This is a genomic window from Streptomyces sp. NPDC126503, assembly GCF_040302405.1.
GTDB classification, from domain to species: Bacteria; Actinomycetota; Actinomycetes; order Streptomycetales; family Streptomycetaceae; genus Streptomyces; species Streptomyces gulbargensis.
In genome coordinates, this window is record NZ_JBEORS010000010.1 from 37,563 (window position 1) to 53,947 (window position 16,385).

The 16,385-nt window shown below is 76.0% G+C and carries 15 protein-coding genes; 9 read left to right on the forward strand and 6 right to left on the reverse strand.

Going from position 1 to position 16,385, the window contains the following annotated elements; translation table 11 throughout:
• Positions 1-288 precede the first annotated feature (288 nt).
• Positions 289-1,296 (forward strand): GlxA family transcriptional regulator, encoded by a 1,008-nt coding sequence (locus ABTY40_RS15640; protein ID WP_352059975.1) that lies wholly within the window; start codon positions 289-291, stop codon positions 1,294-1,296.
• Here ABTY40_RS15640 and ABTY40_RS15645 read toward each other — a convergent pair.
• A complete protein-coding gene (locus ABTY40_RS15645; protein WP_352059976.1) occupies positions 1,274-4,039 on the reverse strand; it encodes a SpoIIE family protein phosphatase in 2,766 nt (921 codons plus the stop codon). The genes ABTY40_RS15640 and ABTY40_RS15645 overlap by 23 nt on opposite strands.
• Positions 4,040-4,542: 503 nt before the next feature.
• Here ABTY40_RS15645 and ABTY40_RS15650 point away from each other — a divergent pair.
• The 4 genes from ABTY40_RS15650 (at position 4,543) to ABTY40_RS15665 (ending at position 7,637) form a co-directional block, all read left to right on the forward strand.
• Entirely contained in the window at positions 4,543-5,853 is a 1,311-nt protein-coding gene (locus ABTY40_RS15650; protein ID WP_352059977.1) for a D-arabinono-1,4-lactone oxidase, read from the forward strand.
• A 265-nt stretch (positions 5,854-6,118) separates the two neighbouring features.
• Positions 6,119-6,430 (forward strand): STAS domain-containing protein, encoded by a 312-nt coding sequence (locus tag ABTY40_RS15655; RefSeq protein ID WP_352059978.1) that lies wholly within the window; start codon positions 6,119-6,121, stop codon positions 6,428-6,430.
• Positions 6,427-6,813 (forward strand): hypothetical protein, encoded by a 387-nt coding sequence (locus ABTY40_RS15660; RefSeq protein ID WP_352059979.1) that lies wholly within the window; start codon positions 6,427-6,429, stop codon positions 6,811-6,813. The genes ABTY40_RS15655 and ABTY40_RS15660 overlap by 4 nt, the downstream gene beginning before the upstream one ends.
• 140 nt (positions 6,814-6,953) lie before the next feature.
• Positions 6,954-7,637, forward strand: coding sequence for a class E sortase (locus ABTY40_RS15665; RefSeq protein ID WP_352059980.1), 684 nt, complete (start codon positions 6,954-6,956; stop codon positions 7,635-7,637).
• Between the two features lie 56 nt (positions 7,638-7,693).
• Here the strand turns inward: ABTY40_RS15665 and ABTY40_RS15670 are convergent, their stop codons facing one another.
• From ABTY40_RS15670 to ABTY40_RS15680, 3 genes are all read right to left on the reverse strand, one after another.
• Positions 7,694-8,245, reverse strand: a complete 552-nt coding sequence (locus ABTY40_RS15670) for an HAAS signaling domain-containing protein (protein ID WP_352059981.1) — start codon at positions 8,243-8,245, stop codon at positions 7,694-7,696.
• Positions 8,242-8,613 (reverse strand): PadR family transcriptional regulator, encoded by a 372-nt coding sequence (locus tag ABTY40_RS15675; protein WP_352059982.1) that lies wholly within the window; start codon positions 8,611-8,613, stop codon positions 8,242-8,244. Before ABTY40_RS15675 ends, ABTY40_RS15670 begins: the two co-directional genes overlap by 4 nt.
• Positions 8,614-8,701: 88 nt before the next feature.
• Entirely contained in the window at positions 8,702-11,230 is a 2,529-nt protein-coding gene (locus ABTY40_RS15680; protein ID WP_352059983.1) for a glycoside hydrolase family 3 N-terminal domain-containing protein, read from the reverse strand.
• A 389-nt stretch (positions 11,231-11,619) separates the two neighbouring features.
• Here ABTY40_RS15680 and ABTY40_RS15685 point away from each other — a divergent pair, with 389 nt between their 5' ends.
• Both ABTY40_RS15685 and ABTY40_RS15690 read left to right on the forward strand, forming a co-directional pair.
• Positions 11,620-12,060 carry a GNAT family N-acetyltransferase gene (locus tag ABTY40_RS15685; RefSeq protein WP_502990588.1) on the forward strand — a complete coding sequence of 147 codons (441 nt, stop codon included), beginning with the start codon at positions 11,620-11,622 and terminating at the stop codon, positions 12,058-12,060.
• A 150-nt stretch (positions 12,061-12,210) separates the two neighbouring features.
• A complete protein-coding gene (locus tag ABTY40_RS15690; protein WP_352059984.1) occupies positions 12,211-12,750 on the forward strand; it encodes a hypothetical protein in 540 nt (179 codons plus the stop codon).
• A gap of 203 nt (positions 12,751-12,953) precedes the next feature.
• Here ABTY40_RS15690 and ABTY40_RS15695 read toward each other — a convergent pair whose 3' ends face one another.
• Positions 12,954-14,057: an ABC transporter substrate-binding protein gene (locus ABTY40_RS15695; RefSeq protein WP_352059985.1), complete on the reverse strand. Its 1,104-nt coding sequence runs from the start codon at positions 14,055-14,057 to the stop codon at positions 12,954-12,956.
• 402 nt (positions 14,058-14,459) lie between these two features.
• Between ABTY40_RS15695 and ABTY40_RS15700 the strand changes: the two genes are divergently transcribed.
• On the forward strand, positions 14,460-14,996 hold the full coding sequence (locus tag ABTY40_RS15700) for a hypothetical protein (protein ID WP_352059986.1): 537 nt from the start codon (positions 14,460-14,462) through the stop codon (positions 14,994-14,996).
• Between the two features lie 165 nt (positions 14,997-15,161).
• On the forward strand, positions 15,162-15,362 hold the full coding sequence (locus ABTY40_RS15705; RefSeq protein ID WP_352059987.1) for a hypothetical protein: 201 nt from the start codon (positions 15,162-15,164) through the stop codon (positions 15,360-15,362).
• 18 nt (positions 15,363-15,380) lie between these two features.
• Here ABTY40_RS15705 and bla read toward each other — a convergent pair whose 3' ends face one another.
• Positions 15,381-16,382: a class A beta-lactamase gene (bla, locus tag ABTY40_RS15710; RefSeq protein ID WP_352059988.1), complete on the reverse strand. Its 1,002-nt coding sequence runs from the start codon at positions 16,380-16,382 to the stop codon at positions 15,381-15,383.
• Between the last annotated feature and the right edge of the window lie 3 nt (positions 16,383-16,385).

A 16,385-nucleotide genomic window follows, 5' to 3' on the forward strand; every position in this document is an offset into this window, starting at 1 on the left:
ACTGTCCCGGCCCGCCCGCCCCGTGGCGAGGGCCCGCGCCCAACGGTGTCCGCCTCCTTGGGGTACGTGTCCTTCCGTCCTAGGGTCTTTCTTTCGGATCAGGCCGGATCAGGGAGCGGCGTCTGGTGCGTGCGTTCGCAAGGCGGAGGAGGGAGTCCATGCGGTGGAGGTACCTCCCGTGCCCGGAGGGCTACGGGGGAATCGGCGACCGACGACAACGCGGCGAAGGTGCGTGCCAGGCGACGCGAGCCCGGCAAGATCCGAAAGACAGGCCCTAGGCTCCCGCCCATGGGGGAGCGCCTGATCGTGGTCGTCGGATACGCGGCGGCCGAGCTGCTGGACATCGCCTGCGTCACCACGGGCCTCGCGGCGGCCAACGGGATCGGCGAACCCGCCGTCCCCTACCGGGTCCGCGTGGCCGGCCCCGGCGGCGGTGCCATCCGCTGCGGCTCGGGGCTCTCCCTCGCCAGCGACGAAGCCCTCGAACGCGTCACGGGCCCGCTCGACACCCTCGTCGTCTCCGGCGGCACCGGCGTCGAGGGGGCCGCCGCCGACCCGCGCCTCGTCGCCCACGTCCGCCGCCTGGCCCGGGAGAGCCGGCGCGTCGCCTCCGTCTGCACCGGAGCGGGCGTGCTCGCCGCCGCCGGACTCCTCGACGGACGCCGGGCCACCACGCACTGGCGGTACGCGCCCCTGCTCGCGGCCCGGCACCCGCAGATCACCGTCGACCCCGCCCCGATCTACACGCGCGACGGCAACGTGTACACGGCGGCGGGCATCACCAGCGCCCTCGACCTGACCCTCGCCTTCATCGAGGAGGACCACGGACCCGACCTGGCCCGCGAGGTCGCCCGCCACCTGGTCGTCTACCTCCAGAGGCCGGGCAACCAGGCGCAGATGAGCCTGTTCACCTCGGCGCCCCCGCCCCGCGACGCCCTGGTCCGCGCCCTCGTCGACCACATCGCGGCCCACCCCGACCACGACCTCGGCACCCCGGCCCTCGCCGCCCGGGCCGGAGTGACCCCCCGTCACCTCACGCGCCTGTTCACCGAACACCTCGGCCGCTCACCCGGACGGTACGTCCGCGAGGTCCGCACCGAGACCGCCGCTCAGCTCCTCGCCTCCACCACGCTCACGATGCCGGCCGTCGCCGCGCGCTCCGGCTTCGGATCCGCCGAGTCCCTGCGCCAGGCGTTCACCGAGCGGTACGGCATCCCGCCCTCCCGTTATCGGGCGGCCATGCGGCCCCGCGCGGCCACCGGGACGGCCCGGCTCACAGGGCGGCCGGAGGTGTGACCGAGGCGCCCACCGGCGGATCCGGACCGGAGACGTCCGCCGGCCCGCCCGGGATGTCCTGCTCGCTCCAGATCGTCTTGCCGCTGGCCGTGTACCGGCTGCCCCAGCGGGCACTCAGCTGCGCCACCAGATAGAGCCCCCGGCCGCCCTCGTCGGTCAGGCGCGCGCGCCGCATCCGGGGGTGGGTGGCGCTCGGGTCGGAGACCTCGCACGTCAGCCGGCCGGCGCGGATCATCCGTACCTCCACGGGGCCTCCCGTGTAGCGGATGGCGTTGGTGACCAGCTCGCTGACGACGAGTTCGGTGGTGAACGCCAGCTCGTCCAGGCCCCAGGCGGTCAACTGCCGGGCGGCGCGCTCCCGGATCTCCGCGACGGCGGCCGGGTCCGGCTCCACCGGCCAGGTGGCCGTGTTCTCCGGGGACACCGCGTGCGTACGGGCGAGGAGCAGCGTCACGTCGTCGGTGAGGGGCTGCCCGGGGCGCCGGGAGACGAGGGCGTGGCCCAGCGCGCGCAAAGGCGTCTCGTCGGTGACGTGCGCGTCGGCGAGGTGGTCCCGCAGCCGCGCCAGGCCTGTGTCGAGCCCCTCGCCGTCGCCCGTGACCAGGCCGTCGGTGAACAGGGCGAGGACGGAGCCGCGTTCCAGCACCACCTCGGCCGTTTCGAAGGGCACGCCACCCGTACCGAGGGAGGGACCGGGCTCCAGCGGCACGTACGTCACCGTCCCGTCCGGAGCCCTGACCGCCGGTGGCGGGTGCCCCGCCGACGCCAGCGTGCAGCGCCGCGACACCGGGTCGTACACCGCGTACAGGCAGGTGGCGCCCAGTGGGCCGGGGCCGGCCCCGATGGCCGGCTCGGGCTCCCCCGAGCGGCCGGGGCCCGCGCCCGGGCCGGGCTCCCCGGCGGGACCGGGCGGCGGCCCGGTGTCCACGCGCCCGGCGTCGTCGCCGTACCGGTCCGCGCGGTCGGGCGCGCCGGTCTCCACCCGCAGCTGGGAGACGAGGTCGTCGAGGTGGATGAGGAGTTCGTCCGGCTCCAGGTCCAGATCGGCCAGGGTCCGCACGGCGGTCCGCAGCCGCCCCATGGTCGCGGTGGCGGTGAGACCGTGGCCGACGACGTCCCCGACGACCAGGGCGACCCGAGCCGAGGAGAGCGGGATGACGTCGAACCAGTCACCGCCGACGCCCGTCCCCGTGTCGGCCGGCAGATAGACGCCCGCGGTGCTCACCGCGACCGTCTCGGACTGCGAGGGCGGCAGGAGGCTGCGCTGGAGCTCCACGGCGGCCCGGTGCTCGCGGGTGTAGCGCCGGGCGTTGTCCAGGGCCAGGCCCGCGTGGATGGCGATCTCGCGCAGCAGGTCCAGATCGGCCGGCTCGTACGGGAGCGCGCCGGACCGCCGGTGCACGGTGACCCGGCCCAGGACCACGCCCCGGGCGCGCAGCGGGGCGCTCATCGTGTACGCGGGGGAGGGACGCGCCCCGGTCACGGACCGCGCGCCGCCCCCGGATCCCCCGGGCGTCTCGACCGCGACGGCGGTCGGGTCCGGCACGGGCAGGTCGGGCACCGGAAGGTCCGGCCCCGGCCGGCCCGCGACGGCGGCGCGCCGCAGCACCGCCCGCACCTCGGGAGCCGTGGCCGGGTCCTCCCCGGCGAACACCGCCTCGGCGATCTCCACGACGGCCAGGTCCGCCACGTCCGGTACGAGCACGGCCGCCAGTTCCTCGCTCGTGCCGCCCACGGACAGCGAGCCGCCGACGGCCGCCGTCGCCCGGTGGAGCACCGCCAGCCGCCCACTGGACCGGCGCAGTTCGGTGACGTCCGTGAACAGCGCGGTGACGCCCAGGACCCGCCCCGACGGATCCTGCATCCGGAAGGCCGTGATGGCCATGACCGCCCCCGCGCCCGGGTCCACGAGCGTCCGGGCCGTCTCCTCGGCCCGCACCAGCGGCCGGCCGGTGCGCAGCACCTCGCGCAGCCGCCGTTCGATCGCCGCGGCGTCCTCCGGCCACAGGAAGTCCCCGAGGCGCCGGTCGCGCATGTCGGAGGGCAGACCCGTGTACGGCAGGAGATGCGTGTTGGTCCTGACCAGGCGCAGCTCCTCGTCGAACACGGCCAGACCGACGCGGTCCTGGAGGAACAGCTCCCTGGTGAACGCCTGGTCCTGGCGCCACTGGTCGACCGCCGTGGCCGGCGCGGCGAGCACGAAGTACCGGGCGGGCTCCGTCACCGACGGCGCGGACCGGGTCACGGCCGGGGCAGGGGCGTCCGCGCCGGCTTCCGGCCGGGGCCAGGACTCGGCCGTGACGCCGGTCACCGGTGCGGGGCGCGGCCCGGTCGAGGTCCCGGCGGGGGTGTCGTCCGGTGCGGTCTCCTGTTCGGCTCCGGCGCCGGGAGGGCCGTCCGGCGCGGGGCCCCGCCGGGCCGCGGCCCCGGGGGCCGCTCCCGCCAGGGGGCTGACCTGGAAGCCGACCCGCAGGGCCCGGCCCTCGCCGGTGCGCACGGCGGTCTCGCCCGACCAGGCGTCGGTGGCGCCCCGCGCGCGCAGGGCCGGCCACGCGGCGGGATCCGCCAGCAGCTCCCGTACGGGCCGGCCCCACACCTCGGCCGCGGAGAGCGCGAGCAGGCGCTCGGCCGCCGCCGTCCAGCCGACGATCCGGCCGGCGGAGTCGAGGAGGGCCCCCGCCGCACCGTCGGTGAACGGCAGCCCGTCATGGACGGGCCCATGCGTCAGAGGCGGATCTTCCACGCCGTCAGCCACCTCCTTCGCAGAACCCGGTCCGCGGTCGTGCCCGGGGGCGGACCTCATGCAAGTGTGCGGCCCGCCCGTCCCGGGCGCCTCCGCTGCGACACCCCGCCCCCGCCCCCTCCGGACGCCCGGCCCGCCGCCCGGGCAGGGCGGCGTCCCATGGGACCGGAAGCGCCACGGTGAGCCGTTCGGGTGAGGGCCGGGACTGCGGACCCGCGCGACGCCCCGAGGGACCCGGCCGTGTCCGCGATGTCGCGCCTGGCCCGCGACACCCCCGGAGCTCGCTCCGGTGGGGCACGAGCCAGGGTGGCCGCCGTTCCAGGGGACGCCCGCAGAGCAGCCGATCACCTGGCCGGCCGGCATCCGGGAACTCATCAGGACACTTGACTGGGACGCCTGACCCGACCAGTCTTCCCGTGGGCCGCCGCGCGGTGGGAAGCCCCCGTGCGGGGCCTCGCGTCCGGCGCGACGGCGCCGTCGATCCGGTCGAGAGGACTCCTGGCATGAGCAGCGTGTGGCGCAACTGGGCCGGCAACGAGGAGGCGCGCCCCCGGCGGGTGCTGCGGCCCTCGCGCCCGGAGGAGGTGGCCGCGGCCGTCTCGGAGTCCGTACGGGACGGGCTGCGCGTCAAGGCCGTCGGGGCCGGTCACTCGTTCAGCCCGATCGCCGTCGCCCCCGACGTACAGCTCCGCCTGGATCTCCTCGACGGGGTCGAGGAGATCGACACCGAATCGGGGCTCGTCACGGTCGGCGCCGGCATGCCGCTGTGGAAGCTGAACCCGCTGCTGGCCGCGCACGGCCGCGCCCTGGAGAACATGGGTGACATCGACCGCCAGACCGTCTCGGGCGCGATCTCCACCGGCACGCACGGCTCCGGCGTCCGCTTCGGCGGCATCGCCACCCAGGTGCGGGCCCTGGAACTGGTCCTCGCCGACGGCTCGTTCGCCCGCTGCTCGCCCGGCGAGCGCCCGGATCTGTTCGCGGCGGCCCGCGTCGGGCTCGGCGCCCTCGGCGTCATCACCCGCGTGACCCTGCGGACCGTGCCCCTCTTCGCCCTGCACGCCCGTGACGCCGCCATGCCCGTGGCCGAGACCCTGGAGCGCGTCCAGGAACTCGCGGACGCCCACGACCACTTCGAGTTCTTCTGGTTCCCGCACAGCGACACGACCCTGACCCGGCGCTTCCGGCGGCTGCCCGGTGACGCGCGGCTCGCGCCGATCGGCCCCTTCGCCCGCCGGCTCGACGAGGCGGTGAGCGGCGCGGGGTTCGAGGGGCTCAACCGGATCGGCACCCGCGTCCCCGGGCTCGTTCCTCCGATCACCCGCCTCGCGGCCCGCGCCATGTCCTCGAGGACCTGGACCGACCACGCCCCCCGGGTCTTCGTCTCCGCGCGGAACGTCCGTTTCCACGAAGGGGAGTTCGCCCTCCCGCGCGAGCACGCCGCCGAGGCGCTGCGCGAGCTGAAGTCCTGGATCGACACCCACGGGGAGAAGGTGTCCTTCCCGCTGGAGGTCCGCTTCACCGCGGCCGACGACATCTGGCTCTCCACCGCCCACGGCCGCGAGACCTGCTACATCGCCTTCCACCAGTACCACCGCATGCCGTACCGGCGGTACTTCGACGCCTGCCGGCGGATCCTCGGCGCCTACGGCGGCCGCCCGCACTGGGGCAAGATGCACGACCTCGGCGCGGACGACCTGCGGCCCCGCTACGCGCACTTCGACGACTTCACCGCCCTGCGCGACGCGCTCGACCCGGAGGGAGTGTTCTCCAACCCGTATCTCGACCGCGTGCTCGGCCGCCCCGGCGGGTGACCGGTCCCGGCCGGTCCGGGCGGCCTCGCGTCTCCGGCTCGCTCCCCGCGCCGGGTCGCGGCGGCCACCGGCCCGTGGGGCCGGTTTTTCCGCCATTTGACCCGTTGGCTGATCACGCGTGATGAAAAACGCGCAATTGTTGACGTATAAGGGCCGAGTGCCGAGAATCTTGTCGTGGAACCGTTCCGGTTCTGGAGGGCTCATGCATCCGCTTCCCGAGCCTGCCTCGCTCGTGTCGTCACCGCACGGGACGGAGGACCCCCCGATGGCCGTCACCGTGACCGACACCGCCGAAGGTGTCACCGTCACCGTCCGCGGTGAGATCGACCTGGCCGTGGCCGGCCGGCTGCGCCAGGCTCTGGCGCACGCCGTCACCCGCTGCGAGACCGGTGCCGTGGTCGGTCTGGACCTCGGTTCCGTGACCTTCTGCGACTGTTCCGGCCTCAACGTCCTCCTCCGGGCCCGGCGCCGTGCCCGCAGCGAACGGCGTTCCCTCGCCATCACCGCCGCCGCGCGGCCGGTGACGCGCCTGCTCGAAGCCACCGGCACCGCCGCTCTCTTCGGGCCCACCCCATGACGACCGTCGACGGTCCCGGTGCACGGGACGGCGCCCTGGTCCGGGAGGTCGAGGCGCTCCCCTCGGGTACGTGCCTCGGCCCGGGCGGCGGTCCGGCCGTCCGGCGTCCCGGGGACACCGCCGCCGTGACCTGGCACGCGGACGTCCTGATCCGGCGCGCCGTCACCGCGCACGCCACCGACCCTGCCCTCCACCCCGACCGGCGCGCACCGGCCGGGAGCGCCGGCCCACCCACCGCCCCGGAGGCCGCACGGCCCGGCGTCCGCCGTGACGCCGGACCGGCCACGGCCTCCGGCCCGGACGGTTTCCTCCTCGTCGCCCACGCGACCGGGGCGCCCGGCACGGGACCGGCGGGCGAGACGGCACCCGGCCGGGTGCCATGACCCCCCGGATACCCGGCCCGGGCGATCGCTTCCCGGCGGGAGGGCGCCGCCGGCGTCCAGGGCACCGCACACCCAGGACGTCTCCCCGCCGCGCCGCCCGCGCCCGCCGTTCCCTCGCCACCGCCGTCGCGGCCTGCGCGGTGACCCTCCTGGCGAGCTGCGCGCCGGCCCCCGGCGCGGCCGGCGCCGCCACGCCGGGTACGGCCGTCACCGCCGTCTCCACCCCCGCAGCGGTCCCACCGGCCCCCGCGCCGGCCCCACCCGGACCGTCACCTTCACCTTCCCCTTCCCCGACGGCACGGCCGCGGCCCGCCGAGCTGGACATCCCGTCCATCGGTGTCCGTGACCTGCGCGTCCTGCCGTACGAGGGGACGACCGACGATCCGGCCGGCACCCGGATCCAGGACCGGGGTGTCGCCGCCAGCCCCCACGGGAGCCGCGGGGGCGTCGGACCGGGCGACATCGGCAACTACCTGGTCACCGCCCACCGGCTCTCCGCGGGCGGCCCGCTGCGCGACCTGCCCGCGCTGAAGACCGGGGACGCGGTGTACGTGACGGCCGGCGGCACGGTTCACGAGTACCGGATCGTGGAGACCCGTACGACTTCGTTCCGCTCGGCACGCTCCCTCGCCGAACAACGGGCGGCCGTCCCCGGCGAGCCCGGGGAGAAGGCCACCCGGGCCATGATCACCCTCTCCACCTGTGCCACGCCCGAGGACGACGCCGCGGGCAACTTCTGGCGCGACGCCCAGGGCAACCCCGAGCACCGCATCGACAAGATCGGCGTCCTGTCCGCGACCCGGCCCGCAGCTCCGGGCCCCTGACCGGGCACGGCGGCGCGGGCCGCCGACCGACGGACCGACCGGCCGAAGGGCGGCGGTCAGCGCCGGATCGCGCGCCGGAGCGCCGTCGCGCCGGCGAACGGCACACCCACCGTGAGCCCGGCGATCACCAGGAGTTCGAGCGGCCCGATACGGGACCCCGCCCCGAGGAGGCCGCCGACCACGAGGACGACCGGGGGCGCCCCCGCCGTCACCGTGCCCGTCAGCTTCTGCCGGCTGCTCCACAGCGGCGAGTTCCACAGCAGGGCCAGGCCGGCGAACAGGGCGATCGTGCCGAGGAGCGGGTGGAGCAGCACCAGCAGGCCGGAGAAGGTGAGCAGACCCAGCGTCAGCCGGACCCCGCCCCGCGCGCCGTCCTCCTCCCGCCGCGCCGCCGGCTCCTCCGCAAGCGCCGAGGCGGCCACGGTCCGGGCGTCACCCAGGCGGTCCAGCACCGCACGGACCTCCTCGTCGCCCTCGGCACCGCTCACCTCGATGTGCTCGCGGAGGTCCGCGATCAGTTCCGCCCGGCGCTCCGGGGGCAGCGCGGCCGCCTCGCGGGCGACGGCGCCGAGGTAGGCGGCGGCGAGCGGGTGCTCGGTGGCGTTCATGCGGGATCCCCCTGCGGGTCGTTGAGGAAGTGGTCGACGGCGTCGCGGAACAGGGGCCACACCGAGGCGAATTCGCCCAGGGCCGCCCGGCCGCCGGCCGTGAGCGTGTAGTAGCGGCGCGGAGGGCCGCTGGGCGATGCGCGGAGCTCGGTGTCGACGAGCCCCTCCCGCCGCAGCCGCGACAGGAGCGGATAGATCGTGCCCTGACTGGTCGCCATGACGCTGACGGCCGCGAGCTCGCCCAGGAGCTCCACGCCGTACTTCGGTCCGTCCCTGAGCAGCGCGAGGACGCAGTGCTCCAGCACGCCCTTGCGCAGCTGGCTGGGCACCCCGCTCCCCGCCTCGTCCATTGCTTCGCCAGGAACCATGTCATGCAAGGTAGCCCCTGGGGGTGAGCGGGAACAAGGCCCCGCCCCCGGGCGCGCGCCGTCGCCCGGGGACGGAAGCACCGGGACGTCACGCCCCCGCCACCCCGTACGCCTCCCTCAGCTTCGCCACCGCCCCGACGGGGTCACCGCTCACCAGCAGGTGGTCCGCCTCGGCGAACGGCTTCGCCGTGGACTCGGCCACCCGTGGGCCGATCCGGTCCTGGACGATCAGGCGGGCACGCTCCACGACGCGCCGGGCCTCCGGCGTGTGCGCGCGCCTGGCGGCCCGGAGAGCGCGGACCGTCCGCTCGGCCGTCCGCAGGGCGGGCGCGCCCCCGGCCGGTGGGGGAGTGAGCGTCGTCAGCCCCCAGCCGTACGGGAACAGCGGGGCGTACCGCGCGTCACCGACGTTCAGCGGGAGCTGGGACTCGGAAGCGGGCCAGGAGACCGGAAGCCGACCGGTGAACGGCCGCCTGCCGTAGAGCACGTCGGCCACCCCGTCGCCCTCGGTGCCGGGCAGCCAGGACGCCACCAGGGCGTCGATCGCCGGGAGTCGGTCGCCGAGCAGCTGGGGCCGGCCGGAGACGACGAGCACCGCGCAGGGCACAGCCCCGCACACCCGGTCGATGGCCGCCAGGTCGGCGGCCGCCGGTTCCAGGGCGTGACCGTTGCCGACGTCCCCCTGGCCCTCCGCGTACGGCGTCTCGCCGATCACCACCACGCCGGCGTCGTACCCGCCGATCGGAGCCGAGGCGTCCGCCGAATACGCGATGTCCGCCCCCGGAGCGGCCCGGCGCATCGCCTCCAGGATCGTGGTGCCGGTCGTCGTCCGACCCGGCGCCCCCTGCCACGAGATGGTCCAGCCACCGGCCTGACGCCCGAGGTCGTCCGCGTTCGACCCCGCCACGTACACCCGCTGCGACGGCCTCAGCGGCAGCACGGCGTCCTCGTTCTTCAACAGCACCTGCGACCCGGCCACCGCCTCCCGCGCCACCGCGCGGTGCGCGGCCGAGCCGACCGCCGCCAGGTGCGTCGTGTCCGCGTACGGCTTCTCGAACAGCCCCAGACGGAACTTCTGCGTCAGGATCCGGCGCACCGCGTCGTCCACGCGCGCCACCGGCACGCGCCCGGCCTCCACCTCGGCGACGAGCACCCGGACGAACTCCCGGTACTCCGCCGGCACCATGATCATGTCGAGCCCGGCGGCGACCGAGGTGCGTACGTCGCTCGCGTAGTCACCGGGAAGCTGGTCGATCGCCTGCCAGTCGCTGACGACGAACCCCTCGAAGCCCAGCCGCCCCTTCAGCACCCCGGTGATCATCTCGGCGTGCGCGTGCATCTTCACGGGCCCGCGGCCGTCCCCGAGGACGTCGAGGGAGGAGTACGAGGGCATGACCGTCCCCGCCCCGCGCCTGACCGCCTCCGCGAACGGCGCAAGGTGGACGGCCTCCAGCTCCGCGCGCGTGACCCGGGTGACCCCCTGGTCGACGGTGTACGACCCCGTGGACGAGGAACCGTAGGCCGTCCCCCCGTCGCCCACGAAGTGCTTGGCGCTCGTCAGGACCTTGTCGCCGCGGTGGAGGTCCGTCCCGTCCGGCGAGCCCTGCATCCCCCCGATCACCGCCGCCATCGCGGTGACGAGGGCGGGATCCTCCCCGAAGGACTCGTACGCACGCCCCCAGCGTTCGTCCCGGCTCACTGACAGACAGGGCGCGAAGCTCCACGGCACCCCCGTCGCCCGCACCTCCTTCGCGGTGACGGCGGCGGTCCTCGCCGCGAGCCCGGGATCGCGCCCGGCGCCGATGCCGACGTTGTGCGGCATGATCGTCGCCCCCGCCACGTTGTTGTGCCCGTGCACCGCGTCCACGCCGTACAGCAGGGGAATCTGCAGACGGGTCGCCCGCGTGCGCAGCTGGTACGCGTCGGTCATCCGCGCCCAGGCCGCCGGCGTGTTGGGTGTGGGTGCCGACCCGCCGCCCGACAGGAGCGAACCGAGGCCGTACCCGGCGATGTCCCCGGGAGCGCGCAGCGCCCCGCGCTCCGCCTGCGTCATCTGCCCGGCCTTCTCCCGCGGGGACATGCGCCCGAGCAGATCCGCGACCCGCTCCCGCACCGGGAGGCGGCGGTCGAGGTAGGGCAGTCCGTGCGCGTTCACCACGACGAGCGGCGGCTCGGCGGGCCCGCGCGCGCCCCGGACCGTCAGCCTCAGCGTGACGGTCTCGGCCACCTCGGCGGCCCCGTCGCGCAGGGCGGTCACGCGGACGGAACGGCTCGCCCCGGAGGGCGTACCCGCGGGGAGGACGAGGCTGCCGCGCACCGGTGCGTAGTCCCGCCCCGGCTCGGCGCTTCCGCCCTCCGTCGCGTACGCCACGGTGACGGGTCCCGCGAGCGGGACCGCGCCGGGCGTGACCACCGACAGGTCGACGCGGGCGGTGCCGCCCTCGTCCACGGGGTGCACGGCGGACCGGGTGACGACGACGGCCGGGGCGGGAGCGCCGGCGGGGAGCGGAGCGGCGGTCGCGGCGCCGGGCGGGACGCCCGTGGAGGCGGTGGCGAAGACGGCGGCCGCGCTGAGCAGGACCGCCCGCGCGGACCTTCGGGACGGAAGACGTGTCATACCGGGTCCTTCGGCACAGGACCACCGGTCCCGAAGGCCGGGTGCGGTCCCTTCCGCCGGACACCACCCGTGCGGCTCCCGACCGCTGCCCGTACGCCGCACGTCGGACGGCTGCTAGCATCCCCGCCGTCGCTCAGCCTTCCCGGCCCGGACACCCCGTCCGCCAGGAAGGCTTTTTCATGCCCGGAAGCACCCGCCCCGCACGAAGGAGCCCCATGCCCCCCTCCGTACCGTCCGAAGCACCCGTACCGTCCCGTCCGTCCGGGCCCTCCGAGTCACCCGTACCGTCCCGCCCGTCCGAGGCGTCCGGGCCGGTGGTGTCCCTGCGGCGGGCCGGCGAGGCCGATCGTCCCGCCGTCGAACGCCTGTGGCTGATGTTCCGTCATGACATGTCGGAGTTCGAGGGAGTGCTGCCGCACCCCGACGGGACCTTCCGCGAGGAGCGGCTCCACCTGGCTTTCGGCGAGCCCGATTGGATCCCCTATCTGGTGCGGGTCGGCGACCGGCCGGTCGCCTTCGCCTTCGTCCGGGGCCTGACGGGGCCGACCCACGTCCTGAACAGTTTCTTCGTGGTGCGCGGCGCCCGGCGGACCGGTGTCGGCCTGCGCGCCGTCCGGGAGATCGTCGCCCGCCATCCCGGCTCCTGGGACATCGCGTTCCAGGACGCCAACACGGCCGCCGTGAGGTTCTGGCGGCGTGTCGCCACCGAGATCGCGGGCGACGCGTGGACCGAGGAACGCCGGGAGGTGCCCGGCCGCCCGGACCTCCCGCCCGACGCCTGGATCTCCTTCCGTACCGCGCCCGCGCCCGGCCGCCCACCCATGGTCTGACCCGCCCTTGTCCGGCACCCGTGCCGCGGCGCCTCCTGAGCGGACGGGCTCGTACAGCGGTTCACCTCCGCCCACGGGCCCGTCACCCGCCCGAGTGGACCCGCGTCCCGTCCTCCGCGCCGAAGGGGGCGGCTCGGGCACGGTGACGGCATGAACCGCCCCCGCCGCCGCACCGCGCTCCTGCTGCTGGCCGCGCTGCTGGCCGGTGGGTGCGTCGCCGTCCCGCACGCCGACGCACCCCGTCGGCCGGCCGACCTGCTCCCGGCCGCCGACCGGCCCCCGGCCCCGCTTCCCACCTGGCCGGACCCCTCCCCGGCCGCGCCCCGTGAGGAACTCACCACTCCCGCGCCCGACCCGCCCCCACCCTCCGCGCCGCGCCCCGGGACGGCGAAGGTACGGCCCCCGGAACCGAAGGCCGAGGCGAAAGGAGAGCCGACGGCACGCACGAAGCCGCACCCGAAGCCACCGCCCCGTCCCCGCGCCCGGAAGCCACCCTCCCGCAAGGCGGTCACCGTGCCGCGGCCTGCCCGGCGGCACCGGCCCCCGGTCCCCGCCCCCGCCCGGCCCTCGCCCCCGAAGCGACCGGCCGCCGGCCACGCCGGCGAGATGCGCCGCCTCTGCCAGGAGGCCCGGAGGATCGACGCCCCCATGGGCGCGGCCGACCTCTGCCGGGCCCTGTACGGGGGCTGAAACCGCCGGCCGGCCGCCGGGCGGCCCGTGCCTACCGGGGAGCGTTCGTCGTCGTCAGCCACGACGAACGGTTCCTCCGGGCGATCGGCGTCGACCGCCGCCTCCGCCTGGCCGACGGCGCACTCACCGAAGGCGAGGCACCGGCCGGTCCGTGATCCCCGGCGCCGCGCACCCCCTGGGGCGCGCGGCACCGGACGCGTCCGTCAGGAGGAGCGGAGCACGCGGAAGCGGTCGGGACGGGCCGGGTCCCGGTCCACGACCTGGACCGGTGCCCACGCCCACTGCCGTACGCCGATGCCCGGCACGCGCGTGAACGTGATCGTCCCCCGGGTGCCGTCGACCGCCACCCGGGCCCAGGACGCGGCGAGGCGCGCACGGTCCGTGCCGTGGGAACGTAGCGCCTCGGCCAGGACCGTGATCGTGTCGTGGCCCTCGAACGCGACGAACGAGGGCGCGGTGCCCAGGCGTTCGCGGAGGGCCGCCTCGACCCGTACGCCGCGCGGCCCGAGACGCTCGGGCAGATAGCGCAGGAAGGGAATGCCGGCGCCCTCGTCCCCCAGCAGGTCCGACCACCCGGCGAACTCCGGCTGCCCCGCCGGAGCGCCGAGCAACAGCCCGGCGAGGCGCCGGTCGCGGCGGACGGCCCGTACGAGCGACGCCGCGGGCTCCGGGACGCCGACCAGCAGGAGGAGCGCGCCGACCCCGTCTGCGGCGAGTGCCTCGCAGACCGCGGCGGGGGAGAGGGCCCGCGCGTCGAGCGTCGTCACGGAACCGCCGTGCGCGGCAAGGCGGTCACGGAGGATGCGGGCCCCCGACGCCCAGTACGCGCCCGGCTCCGTCACCACGGCGATACGGGTGTGGCCCGCGTCGCGCAGGAAGTCCGCGTACAGCCGCCAGCCGTGCGACTGGGCGGGTGCGAGCCGGGCCACCCGGTCCGTCGGCCCCTCGGTGAGTCCGTCCAGGACCGCCGACGAGCACAGGAACGGCAGACCGAGCTCGTCGGCCTTCGCGGCGGCGGCCCGCGCGACGACGCTGTGGTACTCCCCGGTCACGGCGGCCACGCCCAGCCCCGCCAGCTCCTCCACCGCCCTAGCCGCCCGCTCCGGGTCGGCCGCGGTGTCCCGGACCACCAGGGCGAGGGGCCGCCCGCCGATCCCCCCGGCCCGGTTCACCTCGGAGACGGCCAGCTCGAGCCCCGCGAGCAGATGCCGGCCCGCCTCGACCCAGCCGGGCCGGGACAGCGGAGCCAGCGCACCCACCGGGACGGCCGGCGGCCTGGAGGGTACGGGGAGGAGTGGTGACGGCATCGCGTTCACGCGGCGGTGTCCCCCTGGGTCGACGGTACGGCGGCGGGGACCGCGAGCCGGCCGCGCACCCCGCCCGCTCCGGACGCCCGTCGCCGACCGCTTTGCGCCCCCGGCCCTGGGACGCATCGTAGCGACCCGGCCTCCCGGGTCCTACGCCGGCGGCTGCTCCCGGAGGGCGCCCGGTGGCGGTGGGCCGTCACCGGTTCGGGTGATCGCCGCCACGATCCCGCTCACCGCCGGTGCGCCGTGCACCACGCTGACACCCCGCGGCCGGGCTCCGGCACCGGCCCGCAGCGGAAACCCCGGCGAACAGCCACACCCCGCGACGACCCGCACCCCGCGAACACCCGACGCCCCGAACCGCCGTGCCGCGCACCGGCGGTCACCCGAGGAGGCAGACCCGTGTCATCCCCCTGCGACCCCCAGCACGCCCCGGTCGGTGACGTGAGCGGAGCGCTCATGATGATCGACTCCCAACTCAAGGCCGTCTACGACGGGAAGACCCGGCCGGACGCCGAACAGCGCGAGCTCGTGCACCAGTTCGCCGCCTCCCTCGGCCCCGAGGGGATCGACGACCTCCTGGACGGCGCCTGCACCCTCCTCTACATGTACATGCAGTGGCTGCGCAGGGCCTACGAGAGCCACGACAAGGACGTCATCGAGTACGTCGTCCCGAGTCTCGTCGGCTCGATGCGCGCGATGACCCGGAGCATCCGCCCCGAGGCCGTGCCCACCATGGCCGGTCTGCTCGTCGCCGCGGGCAGCGGCCTGAGCCCCAGCCTGTGGCGCAGGCAGTACGGCGACTGGACCCCGCACGAGATGACGTCCCTGGAGGCGACCGTCTTCCTTCTCGCGGACCACGTCAACCGGCTCACGGAGGACCGTGACTTCGCGACCCGGCTGGTCAGCGACGCCCTGGCGAAGGCGGAGGCGCTCTGAGGGGCCGCGGGCCGGGCGGGCCGGTCACCCGCCGCCCCCACCGGTAGCGACACGCCCCGGTGGTGAACCGTGACGATGTCAGCGCGGGGGCGGCGGATTGCCTCGGTCGGGTCACGGGGCCGGCGCCTCCCGTCCCCACGGACCGAAGATGTCGGTTGGCTTGACATGACGAAGCATCCACACGAACACGACGAGTACATCTCCGGAGTCCGTGCCGAGCTTCTGGGCACGGCCCCGGCCGATCCGCCGTTCCCCGCCGACCATGACGACCTGCTCTGTCCCTTCTGCCGGACGCTGAGCGGCCACCCCGGCGGGCGGCCGGTCCGGCGGGGCGCGGGCCGCTGGTGGCGAGCCGGCGAGGCGTAGGAGGCGTGCCTCGGTCCGTCACCGGTGCCCGTCGCCCAGCGACTCCGTCACCAGGGCGGCCGCCCGCGCGAGCAGCCGGTCGTCATGGGCGGCGTCCGCGGCGGGACAGTTCGTCATGATCGCCATCACGAGCGGGGCCCTGCCGGGCGGCCAGACCACGGCGATGTCGTTGCGGATCCCGTACGCGCCGCCCGTCCCGGTCTTGTCACCGACCACCCAGTCACGGGGCACCCCCGCCCGGACGAGAGCGTCCCCGGTGGTGTTGGTCCGCAGCCACTCCGTCAGCAGGGCCCGCCCGTCCTTCCCGAGGGCGTCGCCGAGCACGAACGCCCGCAGGTCGCGGGCGAAGGCGCGCGGCGAGGTGGTGTCCCGCGTGGCGCCCGGGGCCCAGTCGTTCAGCGCGGGCTCCCACCGTTCCACCCGGGTGACGGTGTCGCCCACCTCCCGCAGCGCGGCCGCCAGGCCCTGCGGCCCGCCCAGGGCGTCGAGCAGCAGATTGGCGGCGGTGTTGTCGCTGAACCGGACGGCCGCCTCGCACAGTTCGCGCAGGGTCATGCCCGTCGCCACGTGCTTCCGGGTCACGGGCGCGTGGGCGAGCAAGTCCTCCTCGCCGTAGGTCACCACCCGGTCCATCTCCTCCGGGAAGTACCTGTCGACGACCGCGGCGGCGGCGAGGGCCTTGAACGTCGAGGCGTACGCGAACCGCTCGTCGGCCCGGTGGGACACCTCCCGGCCGGTTCCCGTGTCCACGGCGTGGACACCGAGCCGCGCCCCGTACGCCCGTTCCAGTTCCCGCAGTTCGCGTCGCACCCGGGAGTCGTCCGCGGGGAGCCGGCCGCCCCGCTCGCCCGCGCCCGGGGCGGACGCGGAGGCGGACACGGGGGCCGACGAGGCGACCGGAGTGCCGGGGGTGCCGCCGCGCCCGCACGCGGCGAGCGGGATGAGGGAGAGGACGCACAGCAGGGCGAGCACGCCGAGACGGCGCCGGCGGACGGACGGGCGGTACGTGGGCGAGAGCATGCG

Bases quoted from the DNA above. Each gene is read 5' to 3' on its own strand.
- ABTY40_RS15640 (WP_352059975.1), top strand. From the start codon at position 289: ATGGGGGAGCGCCTGATCGTGGTCGTCGGATACGCGGCGGCCGAGCTG.
- ABTY40_RS15650 (WP_352059977.1), top strand. From the start codon at position 4,543: ATGAGCAGCGTGTGGCGCAACTGGGCCGGCAACGAGGAGGCGCGCCCC.
- ABTY40_RS15655 (WP_352059978.1), top strand. From the start codon at position 6,119: ATGGCCGTCACCGTGACCGACACCGCCGAAGGTGTCACCGTCACCGTC.
- ABTY40_RS15660 (WP_352059979.1), top strand. From the start codon at position 6,427: ATGACGACCGTCGACGGTCCCGGTGCACGGGACGGCGCCCTGGTCCGG.
- ABTY40_RS15670 (WP_352059981.1), bottom strand. From the start codon at position 8,245: ATGAACGCCACCGAGCACCCGCTCGCCGCCGCCTACCTCGGCGCCGTC.
- ABTY40_RS15675 (WP_352059982.1), bottom strand. From the start codon at position 8,613: ATGGTTCCTGGCGAAGCAATGGACGAGGCGGGGAGCGGGGTGCCCAGC.
- ABTY40_RS15680 (WP_352059983.1), bottom strand. From the start codon at position 11,230: ATGACACGTCTTCCGTCCCGAAGGTCCGCGCGGGCGGTCCTGCTCAGC.
- ABTY40_RS15685 (WP_502990588.1), top strand. From the start codon at position 11,620: ATGTCGGAGTTCGAGGGAGTGCTGCCGCACCCCGACGGGACCTTCCGC.
- ABTY40_RS15690 (WP_352059984.1), top strand. From the start codon at position 12,211: ATGAACCGCCCCCGCCGCCGCACCGCGCTCCTGCTGCTGGCCGCGCTG.
- ABTY40_RS15695 (WP_352059985.1), bottom strand. From the start codon at position 14,057: ATGCCGTCACCACTCCTCCCCGTACCCTCCAGGCCGCCGGCCGTCCCG.
- ABTY40_RS15705 (WP_352059987.1), top strand. From the start codon at position 15,162: ATGACGAAGCATCCACACGAACACGACGAGTACATCTCCGGAGTCCGT.
- bla (WP_352059988.1), bottom strand. From the start codon at position 16,382: ATGCTCTCGCCCACGTACCGCCCGTCCGTCCGCCGGCGCCGTCTCGGC.